The sequence below is a fragment of the Pseudoalteromonas ulvae UL12 genome, assembly GCF_014925405.1.
Classification (GTDB): domain Bacteria; phylum Pseudomonadota; class Gammaproteobacteria; order Enterobacterales; family Alteromonadaceae; genus Pseudoalteromonas; species Pseudoalteromonas ulvae.
The window spans coordinates 87258-104771 of record NZ_AQHJ01000022.1 but is presented as its reverse complement, the minus strand read 5'-3'; the positions used below and the strand labels follow the sequence as shown (position 1 = coordinate 104771).

The window sequence follows — 17514 nt, the reverse complement described above, 5'->3', positions numbered from 1 at the left end:
CACCATTTTACATTTAAGACCCTCAGCCGTTATGATGGTCAAATTAAACACTTTATTAAGAAAAATGATGAAATTAAGCGCCTTAATTATTAGCAGTACGTTGGTATTTTCTTCGCACTCGGCCGTGGCAGGGTTATCGGATTTAACCAAATCTCTTGAAAATCAAGCTAAGTCAGTAGCTAAAGATGCCACAAAATCACAACCGTCAATGACATCAGGTCTGATTGATATGGCTGCTAATCAATTTGGCTTGAGCCCTGAGGTTGCACAAGCGGGCTTAGGGAGTTTGTTAAAAGTCGCGCAAGATCATGTATCAGAAGAAAATTTTTCCATGATCAGTGCTGCCTTACCTGAGACAAACCAATACATTCAATCTGCACCAAATGTCAGTATGTCATCGTTAACATCGATGTTTGGCAAATCAAACGATGAAACCAAAACAGTAGCAAGTTTAGGGTATTTAGATAAGGCGTTTAAAAAACTAGGCATTCCAAAAGAGACCATTTTACCAATGGCCGATATGTTGAGTGGGTACTTAGAACAAAATGGCTACGGCCAAGCATCATCACTCTTAAAGCAAGGACTGAATTTTTTATAAGCTGGCCTTTGAAAGTGTCATTCATATTGTTAGGTAGTAAGGCCAGTTAAACTAACTGTTAAAAACAGCCCATGTGATAGGGCTGTTTTTATTAATTATTGACTGCAATTAAAGCACCCGTCATAACCATCAAACTGCCCGCTGTTTTATTGATTACATTACTTGCTTTTGTTGAGGTAAAGGTTTGTTTTGCTTTGCTGGCGATTAATGCATACGCCAAATTAACACTGCCAAAGGCGAGGGTTGCCACTAACAAAATCAGGGCAGTATCTTGTAGTGTCACTTTGCTGATATCGACAAACGCTGGAAAAAAGCCGACATAAAAGATAATCGCTTTAGGATTACCCAATGCAATGATAAAACCGGTTAAAAAATCAGCTCTAGATGCATTGTGATCAGGTGTTTCAAGTGTGATTTGACTGGTTTTTGCACGTAATAAACTTACACCAAGCCAAATTAAATACGCGGCGCTGAGATACTTAATGATGACAAAGGTTTCGCCCATCATTTGAGCGAGTGCTGATAACCCAAATAGCGCCAAAATAATGAAAACAAAATCCCCAAATAACACGCCTAAAATCAAGTAGAGTGCATGTTTTAAACCCGATGAAAAAGCACGGGCAATCACAGCAAAAACGACCGGACCAGGCACAAGAGCTAAAACAAACATCGCAGTAAATAAGGTTAATAAGCTGGTGGCTGTCATGTCAGAGGCAACAAGTTAGAAGTAGGCGACAACATTGTATCTATCAGTTTTTAGAAGACCAATTAAAAGTGATACAAAATGTAAATAGTGGGCCGAGTCGATTTATTGTTTTTTTTAAACAAGGGTTAACCTGTTCTGAAGTTTTAAACTCAGGCCTTAACAATACAGGTGCAGGCGACAGCTTTATGCTCAAGAGTGAAATAATATTTGCCATTTAAGGACATGATCTAAATTGTAAACATTGTTAGTTTTGGTTAAGTAAAAAATGATTAACGAATAAATCGGTTTTTATAATTTAATCTTTACTGATATGATTTTGTGATTACCTTTAATATGAAAATTCGAATATGCACTCAATGCTACGTCAAGGTACATTCTTAGGGATTTAGATTACTCGAAGCTTCAGCTGCACTCACGTTTGGTCTTCATTCATTATTAACTTACCATCTTGCATAGTGAAATATCAGGATTTATTTAAGCCTATTTAAATCTATTAATATATCTTTAGCTTTGACATTTTATCTATCTTTAAACTCAGGTTTAAAAATCAGTAAAAATTAATTAGAGCTATTGAATGTAAATCGGAACTAAGTTAGTGTTTATCTATTAATAACAATAAATTAGAAATGAGCATCTTTAAATGTGTTCAGCTTATAGAGAGTAGGAATTTTGAGTCGTCCTAAAAAATCTTCGGTATTCAATCCCTTTAAATATATATTTGCTATATACATGCCTTTTTTCATAAAAGCGATATGGACGAATGAGTTAGGAATACCACTAATGAGCAAAAGAGGTGGCGAAGGTGAGGTGCTAACTTTAAGCGATCCCTTAATTCCATTTATTACGATTCCTTTTTTTATTTATGGAGTTTACTATTTTGGAAAGAGAATTAAGTCACATTGGAAGTATGTTGAAGGCTTTGAGGCAAAAACTGGCGCTATAATTTGTGTGCCATTTAGTTTGTTAAGTGTAATATTTGCGTATAATGAAGCTAATAATTTTATTATTTTTGTCTTTTCTGCAATTGGGGCGTTCGGTTTTTTTGCTGTTGAATTCAATGCATCAAATGAAACATAATAAAATATCCATCTAGTCATCTTTTGAGCAAGATACACGCCATATATCGCCACAACCCACTTTGCAAGAATGGACTGCTCATTAACCTATGCTCATGCGACTTCTTACTAATAGATATAAGCCCCTAGTGAGTCTCATGTTTTCATTTGCTTTATTAAGACTGAGCTGATTGTTTCGACCTGCTTAGGCTACGAACAATCAATAACAAAAAGCCGCTGACTAGGTCGATGATAATCGCCATTAACAGCCCTGCCACTAAGCCAAAGCCAATCGCGAGGGGATTTAATACAATCAGATACTCGTAGCTTTGCCAAACTTGGCTACGAATGTCATTAATGGGGGCGAGGGCGACGTGTTGAAATTGCATTAAAGTTGATTGGTTAAAATCCTGCCAAGCTTGTTTGAGCATCGCTTGACGCGAGGCGATAGCGGTAATGCTATTGGCGCCAGCATTAAACACAGCATCGTTTTTATCTTGATAATAAGCAATCAGTTTGCTGATATCGCCATCAAAAAATTTATCGGCATCAGCTTGGAATTGCTTCAAAGCTTGGGAGGACTCAAGCAAACGAGCTTCGAGGTTTTTACCATATTGGTCAACAAATCCGGGAACTTGCACGCCAACTAACACGCCCAGCATAAATAACGATAAGCGCAGGTAACTGGCTAGTTTATGAGTGCAACGCTGTATGAAGGAGTGTGCCATGAGCATGTGTCTTGAAATAACCTTTAAGAATATTCACGCTACCAACTATTTGGCAACTTGCCAAGTCTTGATGATTGAAACTACACGTAAAAAACCGCTATTTAGATCACGCTATGTAGAAAAAATAAATCGTAAAATAGCAGGTTTTATTGGCGCAGAGCCCTTCGAATCGTTTTCCCTGCGAGGGAGTTTTTGGTAAACTGACGGTCCTTTTGCAAATTGGTATTGTAAGTCGTATGGCGCAGGCAGCTCGTGAGTTATATCGCTCGTTAAAACAGTGTTTAAACAAAGATCAGTTTTTCTTTAAACGTCGTTTAGACGGACTAAAAAAAATAAAAAATGAAGATAAACACGCCAAGGCCCTTGCCGAGGTGACACAAGCTATCGAAAAAAGTATCGCCACGCGCGCAGAGCGTTTAGCCAATTTACCTAAGGTTTCTTATCCTGAAACCTTGCCAGTCAGTCAGAAAAAAGATGACATTAAAGACGCCATCGCCAACAACCAAGTGGTGATTGTAGCTGGTGAAACCGGCTCAGGAAAAACCACTCAGCTGCCAAAAATTTGTTTAGAGCTTGGCCGAGGTGCGGCAGGATTTATTGGCCATACTCAACCAAGACGACTGGCAGCGCGTACCGTAGCCAACCGTATTGCTGAAGAACTCGACTGCCCACTTGGCCAAGGGGTGGGTTTTAAAATTCGATTTAACGATCAAGTGTCAGACAAAACCGCAGTTAAATTGATGACCGACGGTATTTTATTGGCCGAAATTCAGCATGATCGTTTTTTAAATCAATATGATACAATCATTATAGATGAAGCGCACGAGCGCAGCTTAAACATTGATTTTATCTTAGGTTATCTTAAAAACTTGTTACCCCGTCGTCCTGATTTAAAAGTCATTATTACCTCGGCAACCATTGATCCGGAGCGTTTTTCTAAGCATTTTAATGATGCGCCTATTATCGAAGTGTCAGGGCGCACCTTCCCGGTCGATGTGCGTTATCGCCCAATTACCGATGTTGATAAAGACGAAATGGAAGCCGAAGGGGATCAGCTGCAGGGGATTTTTGATGCAGTTGATGAACTCATTGAAGAAGGCCCCGGTGACATCCTGATTTTTATGAATGGTGAGCGCGAAATTCGCGATACCGCCGAAGCGCTAAGCAAACGTAAACTCAAGCACACTGAAGTGCTGCCGCTGTATTCGCGTTTATCAAACGCAGAGCAAAATAAAATTTTTGCCAGCCACTCAGGACGACGCATTGTCTTGTCGACCAATGTGGCCGAAACCTCGTTAACCGTGCCGGGCATTAAGTACGTGATTGATCCGGGCACTGCGCGCATCAGCCGCTACAGTTATCGCACTAAAGTACAACGATTACCCATCGAAGCCATTTCGCAAGCTTCTGCCAATCAGCGAAAAGGGCGCTGTGGTCGTGTACAAGCGGGGGTGTGTATTCGGTTGTATTCAGAAGAGGACTTTTTAGGTCGCCCAGAATTTACCGATCCTGAAATCCTACGCACGAACCTCGCGTCAGTTATTTTGCAAATGCTGGCTTTGGGACTCGGTGACATCAGTGAGTTTCCATTTGTGCAGCCACCGGATAACCGCAATATCACTGATGGCTTACGCTTACTTGAAGAGCTCGAAGCGGTCAACGAAGTTAAAGCGGGCAAAACACCTAAACTGACACAATCCGGTCGTGCACTCAGTCGCTTGCCGGTTGATCCGCGTTTAGCAAAAATGGTGCTGGCTGCCAAATCGTTTAATTCGATGTTCGAAGTGATCGTGATTGTTGCGGCACTGTCGATTCAAGATCCACGTGAACGCCCACGAGACAAAAAAGCCCAAAGCGAAGAAAAACATCAGCGTTTCAATGAGCCAGACTCTGATTTCATGTCGTTTTTGAATCTGTGGCGTTACCTTGAAGAGCAGCAACAAGCGCTTTCGAATAATCAATTTAGACGCATGTGCCAGCAAGAATTTTTAGCTTATATGCGGGTTCGCGAATGGCAAGATTTAGTCTATCAACTGACCAATGCTTGCCAAGAAATGGACTTTAAAATTAACGACAATCCGGCCGCGAGCGATGATATTCATCAAGCTTTGTTGGCAGGGCTTCTGAGCCACATTGGTTTTAAAGATGAAGACCGAAGCTATAAAGGCGCACGGAACTCGCGTTTTCATGTTTTCCCTGGGTCGAGTTTATTTAAAAAGAGCCCAAAATGGTTGATGTCGGCAGAATTGGTTGAGACCAGTAAATTATTTGCGCGCATGAATGCCAAAATTGACCTGAAATGGGTTGAGCCACTGGCACAACATCTCATTAAACGCAGTTACTCTGAGCCGCACTGGGAGAAAAAGCCGGGCTGTGTTATTGCGCTTGAGCAACAGACTCTTTACGGGCTGATTATTGTCAACCAGCGCCGTGCAGTGTATAGCAAAATTGACCCGATCCTCAGCCGTGAGTTGTTTATCCGTGAAGCATTGGTCAATCAAGACCTTGGTCGCAATGAAGGGTTTTTAAAACATAATTTAGCTTTAGTTGAAGACATTCAAAGCCTTGAAAATAAAGCGCGTCGCCGTGACATTTTGGTCGATGATCAGACCTTATTTGAATTTTACGATAAGAAAATTCCACAGCACGTTAATAATCGCAATGACTTTGCACATTGGTGGAAAAAGCAGCAAAAAGAACAGGCTGATTTTTTAAACATGAGCCGCGATGATTTAATGATGCATCAAGCCAATCATATCAGCGCATCCGATTACCCCGATGTGTGGCAGCAAGAGCGTTTAATGCTGCCGCTCGAGTATCATTTTGAGCCCGGTCAGCCCGTTGATGGCGTTGCACTGCAAATTCCACTGCCTTTGCTGAACCAAGTACAAGAAACCGGATTTGATTGGCATATTCCGGCATTTCGTCATGAGTTAATTACCGCATTAATTAAATCGCTGCCTAAATCTACGCGCCGTAATTTTGTGCCAGCACCTAACTATGCCGATGCAGTGATGGCAACACTCGAGCCAATGCAAGGCAAGTTTATTGATGCGGTGAGTCATAAATTATTGAAAATGACTGGTGTACGGATTGATGAAAATGAATGGGATTACAGTGCACTGGCTTCGCATTTACGCATTGTGTTTGAAGTACGTGATGACAAAGGGACATTGTTGGCTCGTAACCACAGCTTACAAGCACTCAAAGATCAACTACAAGGTAAAGTGACTGACACTTTGTCAAAAGTGGCCGAAAAGGGCATTGAAAAAACCAATCTTATCGAATGGGATTTTGGTGAGTTACCAGCGGCGTACGTGAAAAAACAAGCGGGTTATGAAATTAAGGCGTTCCCAGCATTAGTCGATAAAAAATCCAGTACTGCGGTGGAATTGTTTGATTCGCAAATCAAGGCAGATCAAGCTCATAAGCAAGGGTTACGTCGCTTAATTTTACTCAATATTCCATCGCCAATTAAATACTTGCAGCAAAAACTGCCCAATAAAGCCAAGCTAGGTTTGTACTTTAATCCGTTTGGTCAAATTAAAGATTTAATTGACGACTGTATCGCTGCTGGTGTGGATGAATTGTGCCCTGATTTTGCGCTTATTCGTGATGACGCGCAGTTTATGGTCGCCAAAGAAAAAGTGCGTGGCGAGCTTGGCGATACTGTCGTGCAAATTGCCACTGATGTGGAGCAAGTGCTGAGTTTAGCCAATGGGATCCATAAACGTTTAAAAGGCAAAGTGGACTTAAGCATGATCACCGCACACGGTGATGTTAAACAACAGTTATCTACATTGATTTTCAAAGGCTTTGTCTGTGAATTCGGCGCATCTAAAATGAAAGACTTAGTGCGTTATTTACAAGCAATCGAACGCCGATTAGAGAAACTGCCTATCGATCCAAATCGTGATCGTTTGTGTGTGCTCGAGCTCGATAAAGTGGCTGAGATCTATAAAGCTGAGGTTAATAAAGTCCCCAAAGGGCACGCGTTACCTGATGAGCTGCAGAATATTTTTTGGATGCAACAGGAACTGCGAGTGTCGCTTTTTGCGCAAACCTTAGGGACACCGTACCCTGTTTCGGCAAAAAGAGTGCTAAATGCGATAACTGATCTAAAATAATTATCAGTTATTTTTGAAATGATCACAGCAAGTTAATGACATTTGACTGAATTTCAACCAAGTTAGTACTTGCAAAAAAAAGTAACCGCTTTAAGTTATAGCTAAGCGCGATTGATAAAGAAGTGCAAACAGCTTTTAAGGACAGATGCGTGAACAAGGAGTCTTTATGACACTAAGCCAGCAAAAGGCAAAAATACTGTTGGTCGATGATGAATATTTTAACTTTGAAGTGCTCAAACATGCGATGTCTGAGCGTTTTGAGCTCGATTATTCAAATTCAGGCCAGTCGTGTTTAGGCCAAATTGTAATGGAGCATCCAGATTTGATTTTACTCGATATCTGTATGCCGGGTTTAGACGGTTATGATACTTGCCGAATGATAAAAAATACGCCAGAAACCAAAGATATTCCTGTTTTGTTACTGACAGGGTTGGAAGCTGAGCGTGATAAACAAGCAGGATTTGATGCAGGCTGCGATGATTACATTATTAAACCGTATTCATTGCCACTATTAATCGAAAAAATATCCCATTATGTTGGAAGATAACCAACAGGGAATAAAATAGGACGAATTTGGGGGTAAGTATGTTGTATGAAGATAAACGCAATTTTTTTAGAATGATGGTCAATGCAGAAGTGCAGTTAACTTTAATTGACTCGGAAGCTGGGCGACAAATTGATGGTGTATGCCGAGATTTAAGTGCCACAGGTATGGCCATTGAAATTGATGAGCCACTTGAAATGAACGTGACATTAAAAGTGAAAGTCGCGTCGTCCAATAACAGTGTGCCCTCACTCGATGCACTGTGTAAAGTGATCCGCAGTACGTCGTTAGAATCTGGGGAATATTTACTGGGCGTTGAAATTATAGAGATGAATTAACAGCGTAGCTGCTACAAACAAAAAAAGCCCAGATAGGGCTTTTTTTGTTTGTGCTGATTGGTTAGTACACTTTACACACTAAGCCTTTTAGGTAAAACCCTTCAGGGTAAGGCCCAGAAATAGGGTGATCGGCGGCTTGATTGAGGCGTTCGATAATCATTAAGTCTTTACCTGCATCGAGAGCGGCATCAGCGACCACTTTTTGGAATAGGTTTTGATCCATCAAGCCCGAACATGAGAAGGTCAATAAGGTGCCACCGGGTTTTAAGATTTGCATCGCTATCATATTGATGTCTTTGTAACCGCGACACGCGCCCGTTAACTGGGCTTTGTTATCGGCGAATTTTGGCGGATCCATCACCACGGTATCAAATAAACGACCTTCGTCACGGTATTGTCGCAATAACTTAAACACATCTTGTTTGACAAATTCAGCCTTAGTTAAATCAAGCTGATTAATTTCAACATTGCGTCTTGCTGTATCGAGCGCAGGCTGAGACACGTCCACATTGATAACGCTGTTACAGTTGCCGCGTAATGCATATAAACCAAATGTGCCGGTGTAACAAAAACAGTTCAGTACATCATTCCCTTCAGAAAAGCGCTCCAGCGCAGCGCGACTGTCTCGTTGATCAAGATAAAACCCTGTTTTGTGACCGCCAATAATGTCGACTTCGATTTTTAAGCCATTTTCTTCAATAATCACAGGCTCAGTCGGCGCATCACCGTGTAACACACCGACGATAGGCTCTAGACCTTCTTTTTTACGCACATCCACGTCAGAACGCTCATAAATATGGCATTCAGGAAAAATAGCCCGCAATGCCATCACGATGTCGCCTTTATGGCGTTCGGCGCCCGCACTGAGTAATTGACACACTAAATAATTGTCGAATTTATCGATGGTAATGCCGGGTAAAAAATCCGACTCTGCAGCTACTAGGCGATAACCCGTTAAGCCACCGGCTTTAATCACTGATTGACGCGCATCGAGTGCGCGACGAATTCGTTGTTCGAAAAACGCAGGATCAATACTGGTATTTTGTTCAAAGCTCCACACACGGGCGCGAATTTGTGAATGAGGGCTATAGGCTGCAACCGCCAGAAAATTACCGTTGGCATCGTAAATATCAACCGTATCACCTAGGCCAGGTTTGCCTTTGATTTTTTTTATGGCTTTAGAAAAAATCCAAGGGTGTTTGCGTTTTAGAGCTTTGTCACGACCGGCTTCAAGGTAAATAGCAGAAGACATAAAGATTCCAAGAAAGAAATAAGGGCGCTAATTTTAGTGAAGCGCCCCCCAAGTTACAATCTAAAATCTGTATTTCAGCTCATTAAGCGAAATAAACCTCTTAATGCTTAACGCTGAAAGTCATACACAGCCCCTAAATTTAATAGTTGGCTTAAGGTGTCTAGGGCTGTTTGGCATTCGAGTAATAAACTCGGATCGGCCAAATCCGCATCTGAGAGGCGGTCGCGGTAATGTTTTTTGACCCAGAGTGTCAGTGTTTGATAAAGCGATTCAGACATTAAACAATGCTGATTGACAGCCCCAAGCTCTTGTGAGGAAAGGGGCACTCGTAAACGTAAACACGCAGGCCCGCCGCCATTTTGCATACTTTGTTTTAAATCATAATATCTGATTTGGCTAATGGGGTTATCGGCTTGTTGTAATACCGCCAAATACGTTGCGACTTTGTCGTTATGTTGACACTCGCTGGGGGCGATAAGCGCCATGCCACCTTCAGGCAAACTAACTAACTGAGAATTAAACAGATAACTGCTCACCGCATCTTCAACACTGATAATATCTTGTTTGATTTCGATTAAATGCAGTGGTCGTTGCCCAGGATACGCAGCTTTAATTTTTGCCATTGCGGATTGACTATTTAAATACGCCATTTCGTGAAATAACAGTACATTTTCATTGCCGACCGCAATGACGTCATTATGAAACACCCCCATATCAATCACGTCAGGGTTTTGTTGTAAAAAGAGGGTGTGCTGAGTATCCAGTTGATGTAAATGGGCGATGGCTTGGCTGGCTTCGAGCATTTGTCTGGCCGGATAACGTGCAGGTTTTTTTATTGCAGGGTTAAAGCTACTGGCACCATAGACAAAAATTTCGAGCCCTTGATGGCCTTGACTGTCGCATAAGCGAGTATGATTAGCTGCGCCTTCATCAGCAAAATGTTGACCACTTAGTAACGCAGGATGATGAGAAAAGTGCTGCTCATTGTTAAACATAGCTTGCAATAAGCGTTCAGTCGTAGGCGCTTCGATGGCGCGATGAAATTTATTGGCCAAGTTGGCGGTGGTAAAGTGTACTTTTTTATCTTGGCTATCAGCGCTTGGCGAGACGGTGGCTGCGTTGGCTGTCCACATTGATGAGGCCGAATAACAAGCGCGAAGCAAATGTGGGGCTTTTTGCGCTGCTTGGCTGATCAGTTGTTGGTCGGTGCCGCGAAAGCCAAGTGCACGCAAGGTGCGGGTATCTGGACGTGCATGAGGAGCAAATACGCCTTGCACTAAGCCACTGTCGTGGAGGGATTTCATTTTACGCAGTCCTTGTAAGGCTGCTTCTTTTGGGTTGGCTATCGCATTGGCATTATTTTGAGAGGCGATGTTACCAAATGAAAGACCTGCATAATTATGGCTTGGGCCAACTAAGCCATCAAAATTAACTTCGTAAAAGTGCATAGAGTGCTCGCTTATAGTGCGCGATGGGATTTATTTGCACCAATTGAGTGCGTTTATGAAGGTTCCATCACTGAGAATAGTCACATACCCAGATAGAGCGAAAAACATGCCAGATAAAACAGCTGACTTTTTAATCGGTCGCCGTACAATAGAATACCGTGCTGTTTTTCAGCTTTTATCAACACGTTATCGCAGAGTGAAGGAGAAGCATGCGACTTTTAATTATCAGTGATATTTTTGGTTTAACCCCCGCGTTTTTGGCCTTTGCTGAGTTATTTGAACAGGCACATCAAGTGCACTGCCTCAGCCCTTATCCGGATAGTCCCCCTGAGTTTAATAACGATACACAGGCTTATGAATATTTCTTATCGAGCAGTGGCCATGAGCAATACCAACAACAAATACTCAGTTTTTTAAAGCAACATCAGGGTGTTGATACCATCATTGCCTTTAGTGCAGGGGCATCGGCACTGTGGCAGGTCAGTGCGCATAATGAGCTTTCTTCTGTAAAGAACATTATCAGCTTTTACCCAAGCCAAATTCGTAATCAGCTAAGATCGACGCCGCGGGTGCCCACTCATTTAATTTTTCCAATCAGCGAGCCACACTTTTCAGTGGATGCAGTACTTGAGCAATTGGCAGGGCGAGTTGGAGTGAGTGTTGAAAAAACCAATTTTTATCATGGCTTTATGAATGCCCAATCACGCCATTTTGACTCGTACGCTTACCAGCAATTTAGCCAAAAAATAGTTGCTCAGTTATCAGCCCTTTGAGTCAGTGCGTGTGGCGTGTTGCAGCTATAAAAACGGTGAGAATATCAAGAGGCCATAAAAAATTCACCGAATTACGTACCTATTTTAATTAAAGCCTATTACATTTATGAAGCCAATAATAAAATAAAGGAACGCCCATGTCAGAATCTACTCGTCCTCCTTATGTCCATTTTCCGGGCAGTGTCATTGCACAACCCCCTTGTCGCATGCTCAATGCCAATATGTATGGTTTTTTTGTCAAAGGGGAGCTTGCACGCATTCAGGCTTATTTAGATATGACTTTAAATACCACTGCAACAGATGCAATGCGTTTTAAAGCGTTATCTGCATATACCTTGCTGACGTTTACGGATATTGAAAATATCGCCGCTAAGAACCCGCCATACCGAGATCAAGGTTGGATGCAAGAAACGGACATCATTATTTGGTTACCCGTTGCAAAAATGGTGAATAAACGGGGAAAAGAAAAAGTTGACCATATTTATTGGTACCCCGCATTTATATGTGTCAACAATATTTACGCTTTAATTAATGGCAGAGAAACATGGGGATATAACAAATACTTGTGCCAATATCAGATGCCAAATATCGGTGATCCTGCCAATTATTTTTCCCTGAGTGTTGATGCGTTTCAACCGTTTACCCTTGAAACAAAAATGGCGGAACATCATTTGCTCGAAGTCAAAAAAATAGCAGAGGGTAGTGAGAACCTGATTGTAGAGTTTGTTGATTTAGTGAAAGAAGTGATAGAGCTACTTAAATCTGAGCATGATTTTTTCGACCTTGACTGGAATGCACTTAAGCAATTGCTCGATGGGTTTATCAATCCGCAAATGGACCAAATTTTATTCAAGCAATTTCCTGATGGTGAAGCCAAACAGGCTGTCTATCAGGCGGTAATGCATTCACCCTCAATCATAAAAAAAGTCCATAAAGCGGCTATTTTGACGCACGAATATCAAGTGACGCTCCATCAAGTGGATACTTTCCCGTTAGATCAGATGTTTGGCCTTACACTCGGTCAGCAAGATGCGATTTTACCTTTCACTGTTTTGATGGACTTTGATCAAGAGCCTGCATTTGAAATTGCAACCAACCCAGCATGTTAAGGACGCAGAAATGAGTAAACAAAAAATAGCCATTTTGGGAGGCGGGGTGTCTGCAATGACGTCGGCTTTTTATCTAACCCAGCAACAAAATTGGCAAGAAAAATATGATATTACTGTCTATCAACAAGGCTGGCGTTTAGGTGGAAAAGGGGCCAGTGGCCGCAATGCAGCCCTCGGACACCGTATTGAAGAGCATGGTTTACATGTGTGGTTTGGTGCTTATGTCAATTCGTTTAAAACCATCGAAGCGGTGTATGACCAACTCGCACGTGACCCTAATGAGCCATTAGCAACGTGGCAAGAAGCCTTTAAGCCTCACAGTTTTGTGGTACTGCAAGAATATGTTAATGATGAATGGGATACTTGGTCGATTGATTTTCCAGAAATCCCCGGTAATCCGGCAGAGGGCAGTTTAGATTTTCATTTTTGGGAAGTGGTGCAGTTTGTTTACGTGTGGCTTAAAAAATTCATCGATGATTTAGAAGATAAAGGCAAGCAGCTAAATAAGAGCAGTAAAGTGGCTGTCGCTGAAGATGACGACGAAGGCCTGCTCACGCATTTTTATGAACAAATTAAAGATAAAACCGATGATATTCGCGATGATTTTGCCGAGTTTAAAGATGACCTTGATGATTCATTGGAGCATATTTCCGATCATATTCGTCTGTCTAGTTTGCAATTGGGGCAGTTTTTGCAAAAACGAGTCGATGATAAAGATTTAAGCAATACAAAGCATCACAGTGCACTGGCCTTTTTATTACGCAAAATGAAAAAATGGTTAGTGGATGAATTTGATGACTTACTTGAAGAGCAAGATGAGATCCGCCGTGTGTATATTTGTGTTGATTTAGGGCTGGCAATTTTAACTGGCTTACTGGATGACAAAGTGTATGACAAAGGATTTGGTGTTCTAAATCAGTATGACTTTAGACAATGGCTACTCAAAAGTGGTGCAAACGATAAGTTTTCGGTGCATTCAGCGCCAGTACGCGGGTTTTACGACTTAGTTTTTGGTTATGAAGACGGTAATTTTGAAAAACCCAACGTCGAAGCTGGCGTTGCTTGTCTTGCGATGTTGCGTATTATGCTGTGTTACCGTGGTGGGGTGATGTGGAAAATGCAAGCAGGGATGGGGGATACCATTTTTAGTCCTATCTACCAGTTATTGAGCCAGCAAGGGGTTAAATTTGAATTTTTCCACCAAGTGACCGATCTTGTACCAGGCAAAGATTTATTACAACAAGACTGTATTGAAACCATACAAATGGTGCAGCAAGTGACGCTCAAAAATGAAAATCAAACTTATCAACCTTTGGTCGATGTAAAAAGCCTAGATTGTTGGCCATCAGAGCCATTATTAGCGCAAATAACACCTGAACAAGCGGCACTCATAACTGAACATGAAATCAATTTAGAAGCATTTTGGACCACTTGGCCAGAGGTATATCAGGCAGCGTTTAATCAACCATTACCAGTAAAAAGCCTGCAACGTGGGGTGGATTTTGATCAGATTATTTTTGGTATTTCGGTTGGGGGATTACCTCATGTGGCCAAACAATTGTTGGAGATGGACGATAAACTCAAATTAACATCTGAGAAAGTACAAACCGTCGCAACACAGGCGTTTCAGCTATGGCTCGATTTGCCTCTAGAAGGACTCGGTTGGACCGATATTCCCGATTCTGGTCAAGAGCCAATTTTAAGTGGTTTCAGTGAGCCCTTCGATACGTGGGCGTCGATGGATCAACTCATCTGCCGCGAAACTTGGACCCCTGAGTTAGAACCCAAAAATGTCGCCTATTTTTGCAGTGCCTTGCCGATGGCGCATTACCCGCCGCAATCTGAGTCGGGCTTTGCAAAATCATGTACTTTGACCGTTAAAGACAACGCAATGTTTAAATTAAAACATCAAATGTTTGAATTATGGCCTTTGGTTGCTGGTGAAGGGGAATTTGAGTGGCAGCACCTTATTGATCCACAAAATTGTATCGGCGAAGCGCGTTTTGATAGCCAATATTGGCGCGCCAATGTCGACCCATCCGAGCGGTATGTTTTATCAGTGAAAGGCAGCAGCGAATTTCGTTTAGCGACTGATGAAACTATTTTTACTAACCTTTATTTAACAGGTGATTGGATTAAAACAGGCGTGAATGCAGGCTGTGTTGAAGCTGCAGTGATGGCGGGAATGGCAACGTCACGCGCCATTTCGGGGTATCCAGTACAGATCAGCGGTGAGCATGGCTTCGATCCTGACTGATGCTTGGTTAAGCTAAAATAGAGATAATTGATTGATTTCTATATATCTATTTCTAATTGATGAAAGTTTTGCAATAATTGGTTTTGGATAACGTGGTGCTGTTGATCTTCTGTGGTTGTGTTTGTCTCGAACAAAATTTTGCTACGAAAGATCAACAGCTCCTAATTATTGCTTTGCTTTTCTAGCGGTACGAATATTTCAGCTATACTGCATCAAGAAGTCTGTTTTTTCGCCAAGCTACTTATAATAATGGATATTTACTATGATATTGCAGCCTGCATGCTTTTCTCTTTCCGCGATTTCTATCGCGTTATTATCTTGCTCTTTTGCTGTATTTGCTGAGCAAACAGCCCAGAGCAAAGATGTTGAAGACATTGAAGTGATTGAAGTCTATGCACAAAAACGGTTACAACGAATTCAGGATGTCAGTGTTGCAGTGACCTCAATATCAGGCCAAGCACTTGCTGAACAGCAGATCAAAGATACCACCGAATTATCGGCGTTTACGCCCAACCTAAAAATTAGCCAAAATGCCGCAGAAGGCACCCCGCCAGCCGTGAATATTCGTGGAGTAGGCTTAATTGATTACAATACGTCAAATACGTCACCTATCGCATTTTATGTCGATGATGTCGTGGTGGGTTCAGCAAATAATCAAATAGTTAATTTGTTCGATATGGAACAAGTCGAAGTATTACGAGGCCCGCAAGGTACGCTCTTTGGTCGAAACACGACTGGCGGGGCAATTTTGTTGCGCTCAGCGCGCCCCGAGCAAGAATTTGGCGGCTTTTTTAATGTCAGTGTTGGAAATAATAGCAGCAGTAAATTTGAAGGCGCACTGAATATTCCGTTAACGGATGCCACCGCGATGCGTTTTTCGGCCAGCCATCACGATTATGAATATACAACAAACAATATTTATCCTGCTTCTCCTGAAGCGGGTCTTAAGCAAAGTAACTACCGTTTGTTGCTAAGTAGTCAATATGATGATTTATCTGTGCTGTTCAAAGCGCATTTAGAAGACTGGTCAGGTATTGTCCAACCTGTTGGTAGTATTGGGATTTTTAAAAATCCAGCCACTCAAGAACTGTGTTCACCTAGTGAGGCGGGTTCGTCCAGCTGCTTTGATGTATTTGGCTTCAATAAAGGCAATGATAATTTTTTTGATGTGATGGTCAATAACGACAGTCCACACGACACTGAGGGTCAAGGGGCAAGTTTAAACCTCGATTGGCAATTTTCAGAGACGACCTCATTGGTCTCAGTCAGTAGTTTCGATGATTTAGATCGCGACCATGCATTTAATTGTGATGGCTCACCAGCACGATTATGTGAAGGTAATTTGGGCTTAGATAATCAGGTCTTTACTCAAGAATTGCGTTTACATCACCAGTTTGGCGATCACTATTTTATTGCCGGGCTGTTTTATTTGGATGAGCGCATTAAGCAAGATAATTACAATGATATCTTAAGAGAGCTTCGGGGGATTAATCCGCGAGCATTAACCTTTATATATGATAATCAGATTGATATCACGTCAGCTGCGATGTTTGCTCAGCTTGATTATGCCCTAAGCGACCTCACCACAGTGACGGCAGGGTTACGTTATACCGATGAAACAACCGACTATCAAAGTGTCTCACACATTAATGTAGGGGTTGATCCTAATGATTACGTCGGTCTCACTCTGCCTTATTACACTGTTTCTGGTGAAGTGGACGATAACCAATTATCGGGTAAAGTGGCCATTAATCATAAAATTGATGATAACAGTACTGTTTACTACAGCTTTGCCAATGGGTTTAAAAGTGGTGGTTATAACGGTGGCTTTTTATCAACTCCCGAGCAAGCTACGCTGGCCGATTATGGCTCAGAGACCCTTAATGCTCATGAGGTGGGCGCAAAATTTGCGCTCTTGAATCAAAACTTAAGCGTTAATGTGGCTGGGTTTTATTATGATTATAAAGATCAGCAAGTTTTTATGAATCAAGAGTCAACAATACCAGGGGCTCCTCCATTACAGTTGCTCGAAAATGTGGGTAATTCGACCATTTACGGTAGCGAAGTAGAAGTATTTTACACGCCCACAAACGATTTATATTTGCAGTTTGGCTTAGGCTATATTCCTGAAGCTAACTTTGATGAATTTATTGATCCCACAGGTAAAGTGTTGACTGATAACCGCTTGCCTTTTACGTCAGAGTGGAACGTCAGTGGTTTAGCCAACTACCAAGTCCCAATGTTTGGCAATCAACTAGTGTTTGAATTGAATTTTGATTATCAGTCTGAGTTTTACTTTGACCAAAATGAGAGCGATTATGCAATGCAGGCAGGTTATACCTTATGGAATGGCTTTATTCGTTATGAAACCACCGATTGGGATGTGTCACTGTGGGGCAAAAACTTACTCGATGAACATTACAGTCATTTAAAATTTGATTTAAGTAGTTTCCTTGGCATGCTAGAGGATTTTAAAGGCGAAGGGCGTCGCTATGGCGTTCAGTTTCAATATTATTTTTAAATGTGTTGATTTTAAAATGTGTGTTTATAGGTGGTTTATCAACTAGTGATATATAAGG

At 41.7% G+C, this 17514-nt stretch carries 13 protein-coding genes; 9 read left to right on the top strand and 4 right to left on the bottom strand.

The genetic code is table 11. The features are described 5' to 3' along the window. Positions 1-67 precede the first annotated feature (67 nt). On the top strand, positions 68-598 hold the full coding sequence (locus PULV_RS02630) for a DUF2780 domain-containing protein (RefSeq protein WP_193330867.1): 531 nt from the start codon (positions 68-70) through the stop codon (positions 596-598). Positions 599-689: 91 nt separating this feature from the next. Here the strand turns inward: PULV_RS02630 and PULV_RS02625 are convergent, their stop codons facing one another. Further along, the gene (locus tag PULV_RS02625) at positions 690-1304 is read right to left on the bottom strand and encodes a LysE family translocator (RefSeq protein ID WP_086743026.1); all 615 of its coding nucleotides are present in this window, start codon (positions 1302-1304) and stop codon (positions 690-692) included. Positions 1305-2084: 780 nt separating this feature from the next. On the opposite strand from PULV_RS02625, the gene PULV_RS02620 reads away from it, so the two are divergent. Continuing rightward, positions 2085-2381 carry a hypothetical protein gene (locus tag PULV_RS02620; RefSeq protein WP_086743027.1) on the top strand — a complete coding sequence of 99 codons (297 nt, stop codon included), beginning with the start codon at positions 2085-2087 and terminating at the stop codon, positions 2379-2381. A gap of 154 nt (positions 2382-2535) precedes the next feature. Here PULV_RS02620 and PULV_RS02615 read toward each other — a convergent pair whose 3' ends face one another. Continuing rightward, positions 2536-3087 (bottom strand): DUF2937 family protein, encoded by a 552-nt coding sequence (locus tag PULV_RS02615; RefSeq protein ID WP_193330866.1) that lies wholly within the window; start codon positions 3085-3087, stop codon positions 2536-2538. Positions 3088-3323: 236 nt separating this feature from the next. Here PULV_RS02615 and hrpA point away from each other — a divergent pair, with 236 nt between their 5' ends. The 3 genes from hrpA (at position 3324) to PULV_RS02600 (ending at position 8096) form a co-directional block, all read left to right on the top strand. Then, positions 3324-7214 carry an ATP-dependent RNA helicase HrpA gene (gene hrpA, locus PULV_RS02610; RefSeq protein ID WP_193330865.1) on the top strand — a complete coding sequence of 1297 codons (3891 nt, stop codon included), beginning with the start codon at positions 3324-3326 and terminating at the stop codon, positions 7212-7214. A 166-nt stretch (positions 7215-7380) separates the two neighbouring features. Beyond that, positions 7381-7761, top strand: a complete 381-nt coding sequence (locus PULV_RS02605; RefSeq protein WP_193330864.1) for a response regulator — start codon at positions 7381-7383, stop codon at positions 7759-7761. A 38-nt stretch (positions 7762-7799) separates the two neighbouring features. Beyond that, positions 7800-8096, top strand: a complete 297-nt coding sequence (locus PULV_RS02600) for a PilZ domain-containing protein (RefSeq protein WP_086743028.1) — start codon at positions 7800-7802, stop codon at positions 8094-8096. A gap of 61 nt (positions 8097-8157) precedes the next feature. Here the strand turns inward: PULV_RS02600 and PULV_RS02595 are convergent, their stop codons facing one another. Both PULV_RS02595 and astB read right to left on the bottom strand, forming a co-directional pair. After that, the gene (locus PULV_RS02595; RefSeq protein ID WP_193330863.1) at positions 8158-9348 is read right to left on the bottom strand and encodes a class I SAM-dependent methyltransferase; all 1191 of its coding nucleotides are present in this window, start codon (positions 9346-9348) and stop codon (positions 8158-8160) included. Positions 9349-9455: 107 nt separating this feature from the next. Continuing rightward, positions 9456-10796 (bottom strand): N-succinylarginine dihydrolase, encoded by a 1341-nt coding sequence (gene astB, locus PULV_RS02590; RefSeq protein ID WP_193330862.1) that lies wholly within the window; start codon positions 10794-10796, stop codon positions 9456-9458. A gap of 209 nt (positions 10797-11005) precedes the next feature. On the opposite strand from astB, the gene PULV_RS02585 reads away from it, so the two are divergent. The 4 genes from PULV_RS02585 (at position 11006) to PULV_RS02570 (ending at position 17456) form a co-directional block, all read left to right on the top strand. After that, positions 11006-11569: a dienelactone hydrolase family protein gene (locus tag PULV_RS02585; protein ID WP_193330861.1), complete on the top strand. Its 564-nt coding sequence runs from the start codon at positions 11006-11008 to the stop codon at positions 11567-11569. 137 nt (positions 11570-11706) lie between these two features. After that, the gene (locus tag PULV_RS02580; protein ID WP_193330860.1) at positions 11707-12678 is read left to right on the top strand and encodes an acetoacetate decarboxylase family protein; all 972 of its coding nucleotides are present in this window, start codon (positions 11707-11709) and stop codon (positions 12676-12678) included. A 10-nt stretch (positions 12679-12688) separates the two neighbouring features. After that, complete coding sequence (locus PULV_RS02575; RefSeq protein ID WP_193330859.1) at positions 12689-14935, top strand: NAD(P)-binding protein; 2247 nt, start codon at positions 12689-12691, stop codon at positions 14933-14935. A gap of 262 nt (positions 14936-15197) precedes the next feature. Then, on the top strand, positions 15198-17456 hold the full coding sequence (locus tag PULV_RS02570; protein ID WP_193330858.1) for a TonB-dependent receptor: 2259 nt from the start codon (positions 15198-15200) through the stop codon (positions 17454-17456). The last annotated feature ends 58 nt before the right edge of the window (positions 17457-17514 follow it).

What these genes read in the sequence shown, in the direction of transcription:
- PULV_RS02630 (WP_193330867.1), top strand. Translation starts at nt 68, where the DNA reads ATGAAATTAAGCGCCTTAATTATTAGCAGTACGTTGGTATTTTCTTCG.
- PULV_RS02625 (WP_086743026.1), bottom strand. Translation starts at nt 1,304, where the DNA reads ATGACAGCCACCAGCTTATTAACCTTATTTACTGCGATGTTTGTTTTA.
- PULV_RS02620 (WP_086743027.1), top strand. Translation starts at nt 2,085, where the DNA reads ATGAGCAAAAGAGGTGGCGAAGGTGAGGTGCTAACTTTAAGCGATCCC.
- PULV_RS02615 (WP_193330866.1), bottom strand. Translation starts at nt 3,087, where the DNA reads ATGGCACACTCCTTCATACAGCGTTGCACTCATAAACTAGCCAGTTAC.
- hrpA (WP_193330865.1), top strand. Translation starts at nt 3,324, where the DNA reads ATGGCGCAGGCAGCTCGTGAGTTATATCGCTCGTTAAAACAGTGTTTA.
- PULV_RS02605 (WP_193330864.1), top strand. Translation starts at nt 7,381, where the DNA reads ATGACACTAAGCCAGCAAAAGGCAAAAATACTGTTGGTCGATGATGAA.
- PULV_RS02600 (WP_086743028.1), top strand. Translation starts at nt 7,800, where the DNA reads ATGTTGTATGAAGATAAACGCAATTTTTTTAGAATGATGGTCAATGCA.
- PULV_RS02595 (WP_193330863.1), bottom strand. Translation starts at nt 9,348, where the DNA reads ATGTCTTCTGCTATTTACCTTGAAGCCGGTCGTGACAAAGCTCTAAAA.
- astB (WP_193330862.1), bottom strand. Translation starts at nt 10,796, where the DNA reads ATGCACTTTTACGAAGTTAATTTTGATGGCTTAGTTGGCCCAAGCCAT.
- PULV_RS02585 (WP_193330861.1), top strand. Translation starts at nt 11,006, where the DNA reads ATGCGACTTTTAATTATCAGTGATATTTTTGGTTTAACCCCCGCGTTT.
- PULV_RS02580 (WP_193330860.1), top strand. Translation starts at nt 11,707, where the DNA reads ATGTCAGAATCTACTCGTCCTCCTTATGTCCATTTTCCGGGCAGTGTC.
- PULV_RS02575 (WP_193330859.1), top strand. Translation starts at nt 12,689, where the DNA reads ATGAGTAAACAAAAAATAGCCATTTTGGGAGGCGGGGTGTCTGCAATG.
- PULV_RS02570 (WP_193330858.1), top strand. Translation starts at nt 15,198, where the DNA reads ATGATATTGCAGCCTGCATGCTTTTCTCTTTCCGCGATTTCTATCGCG.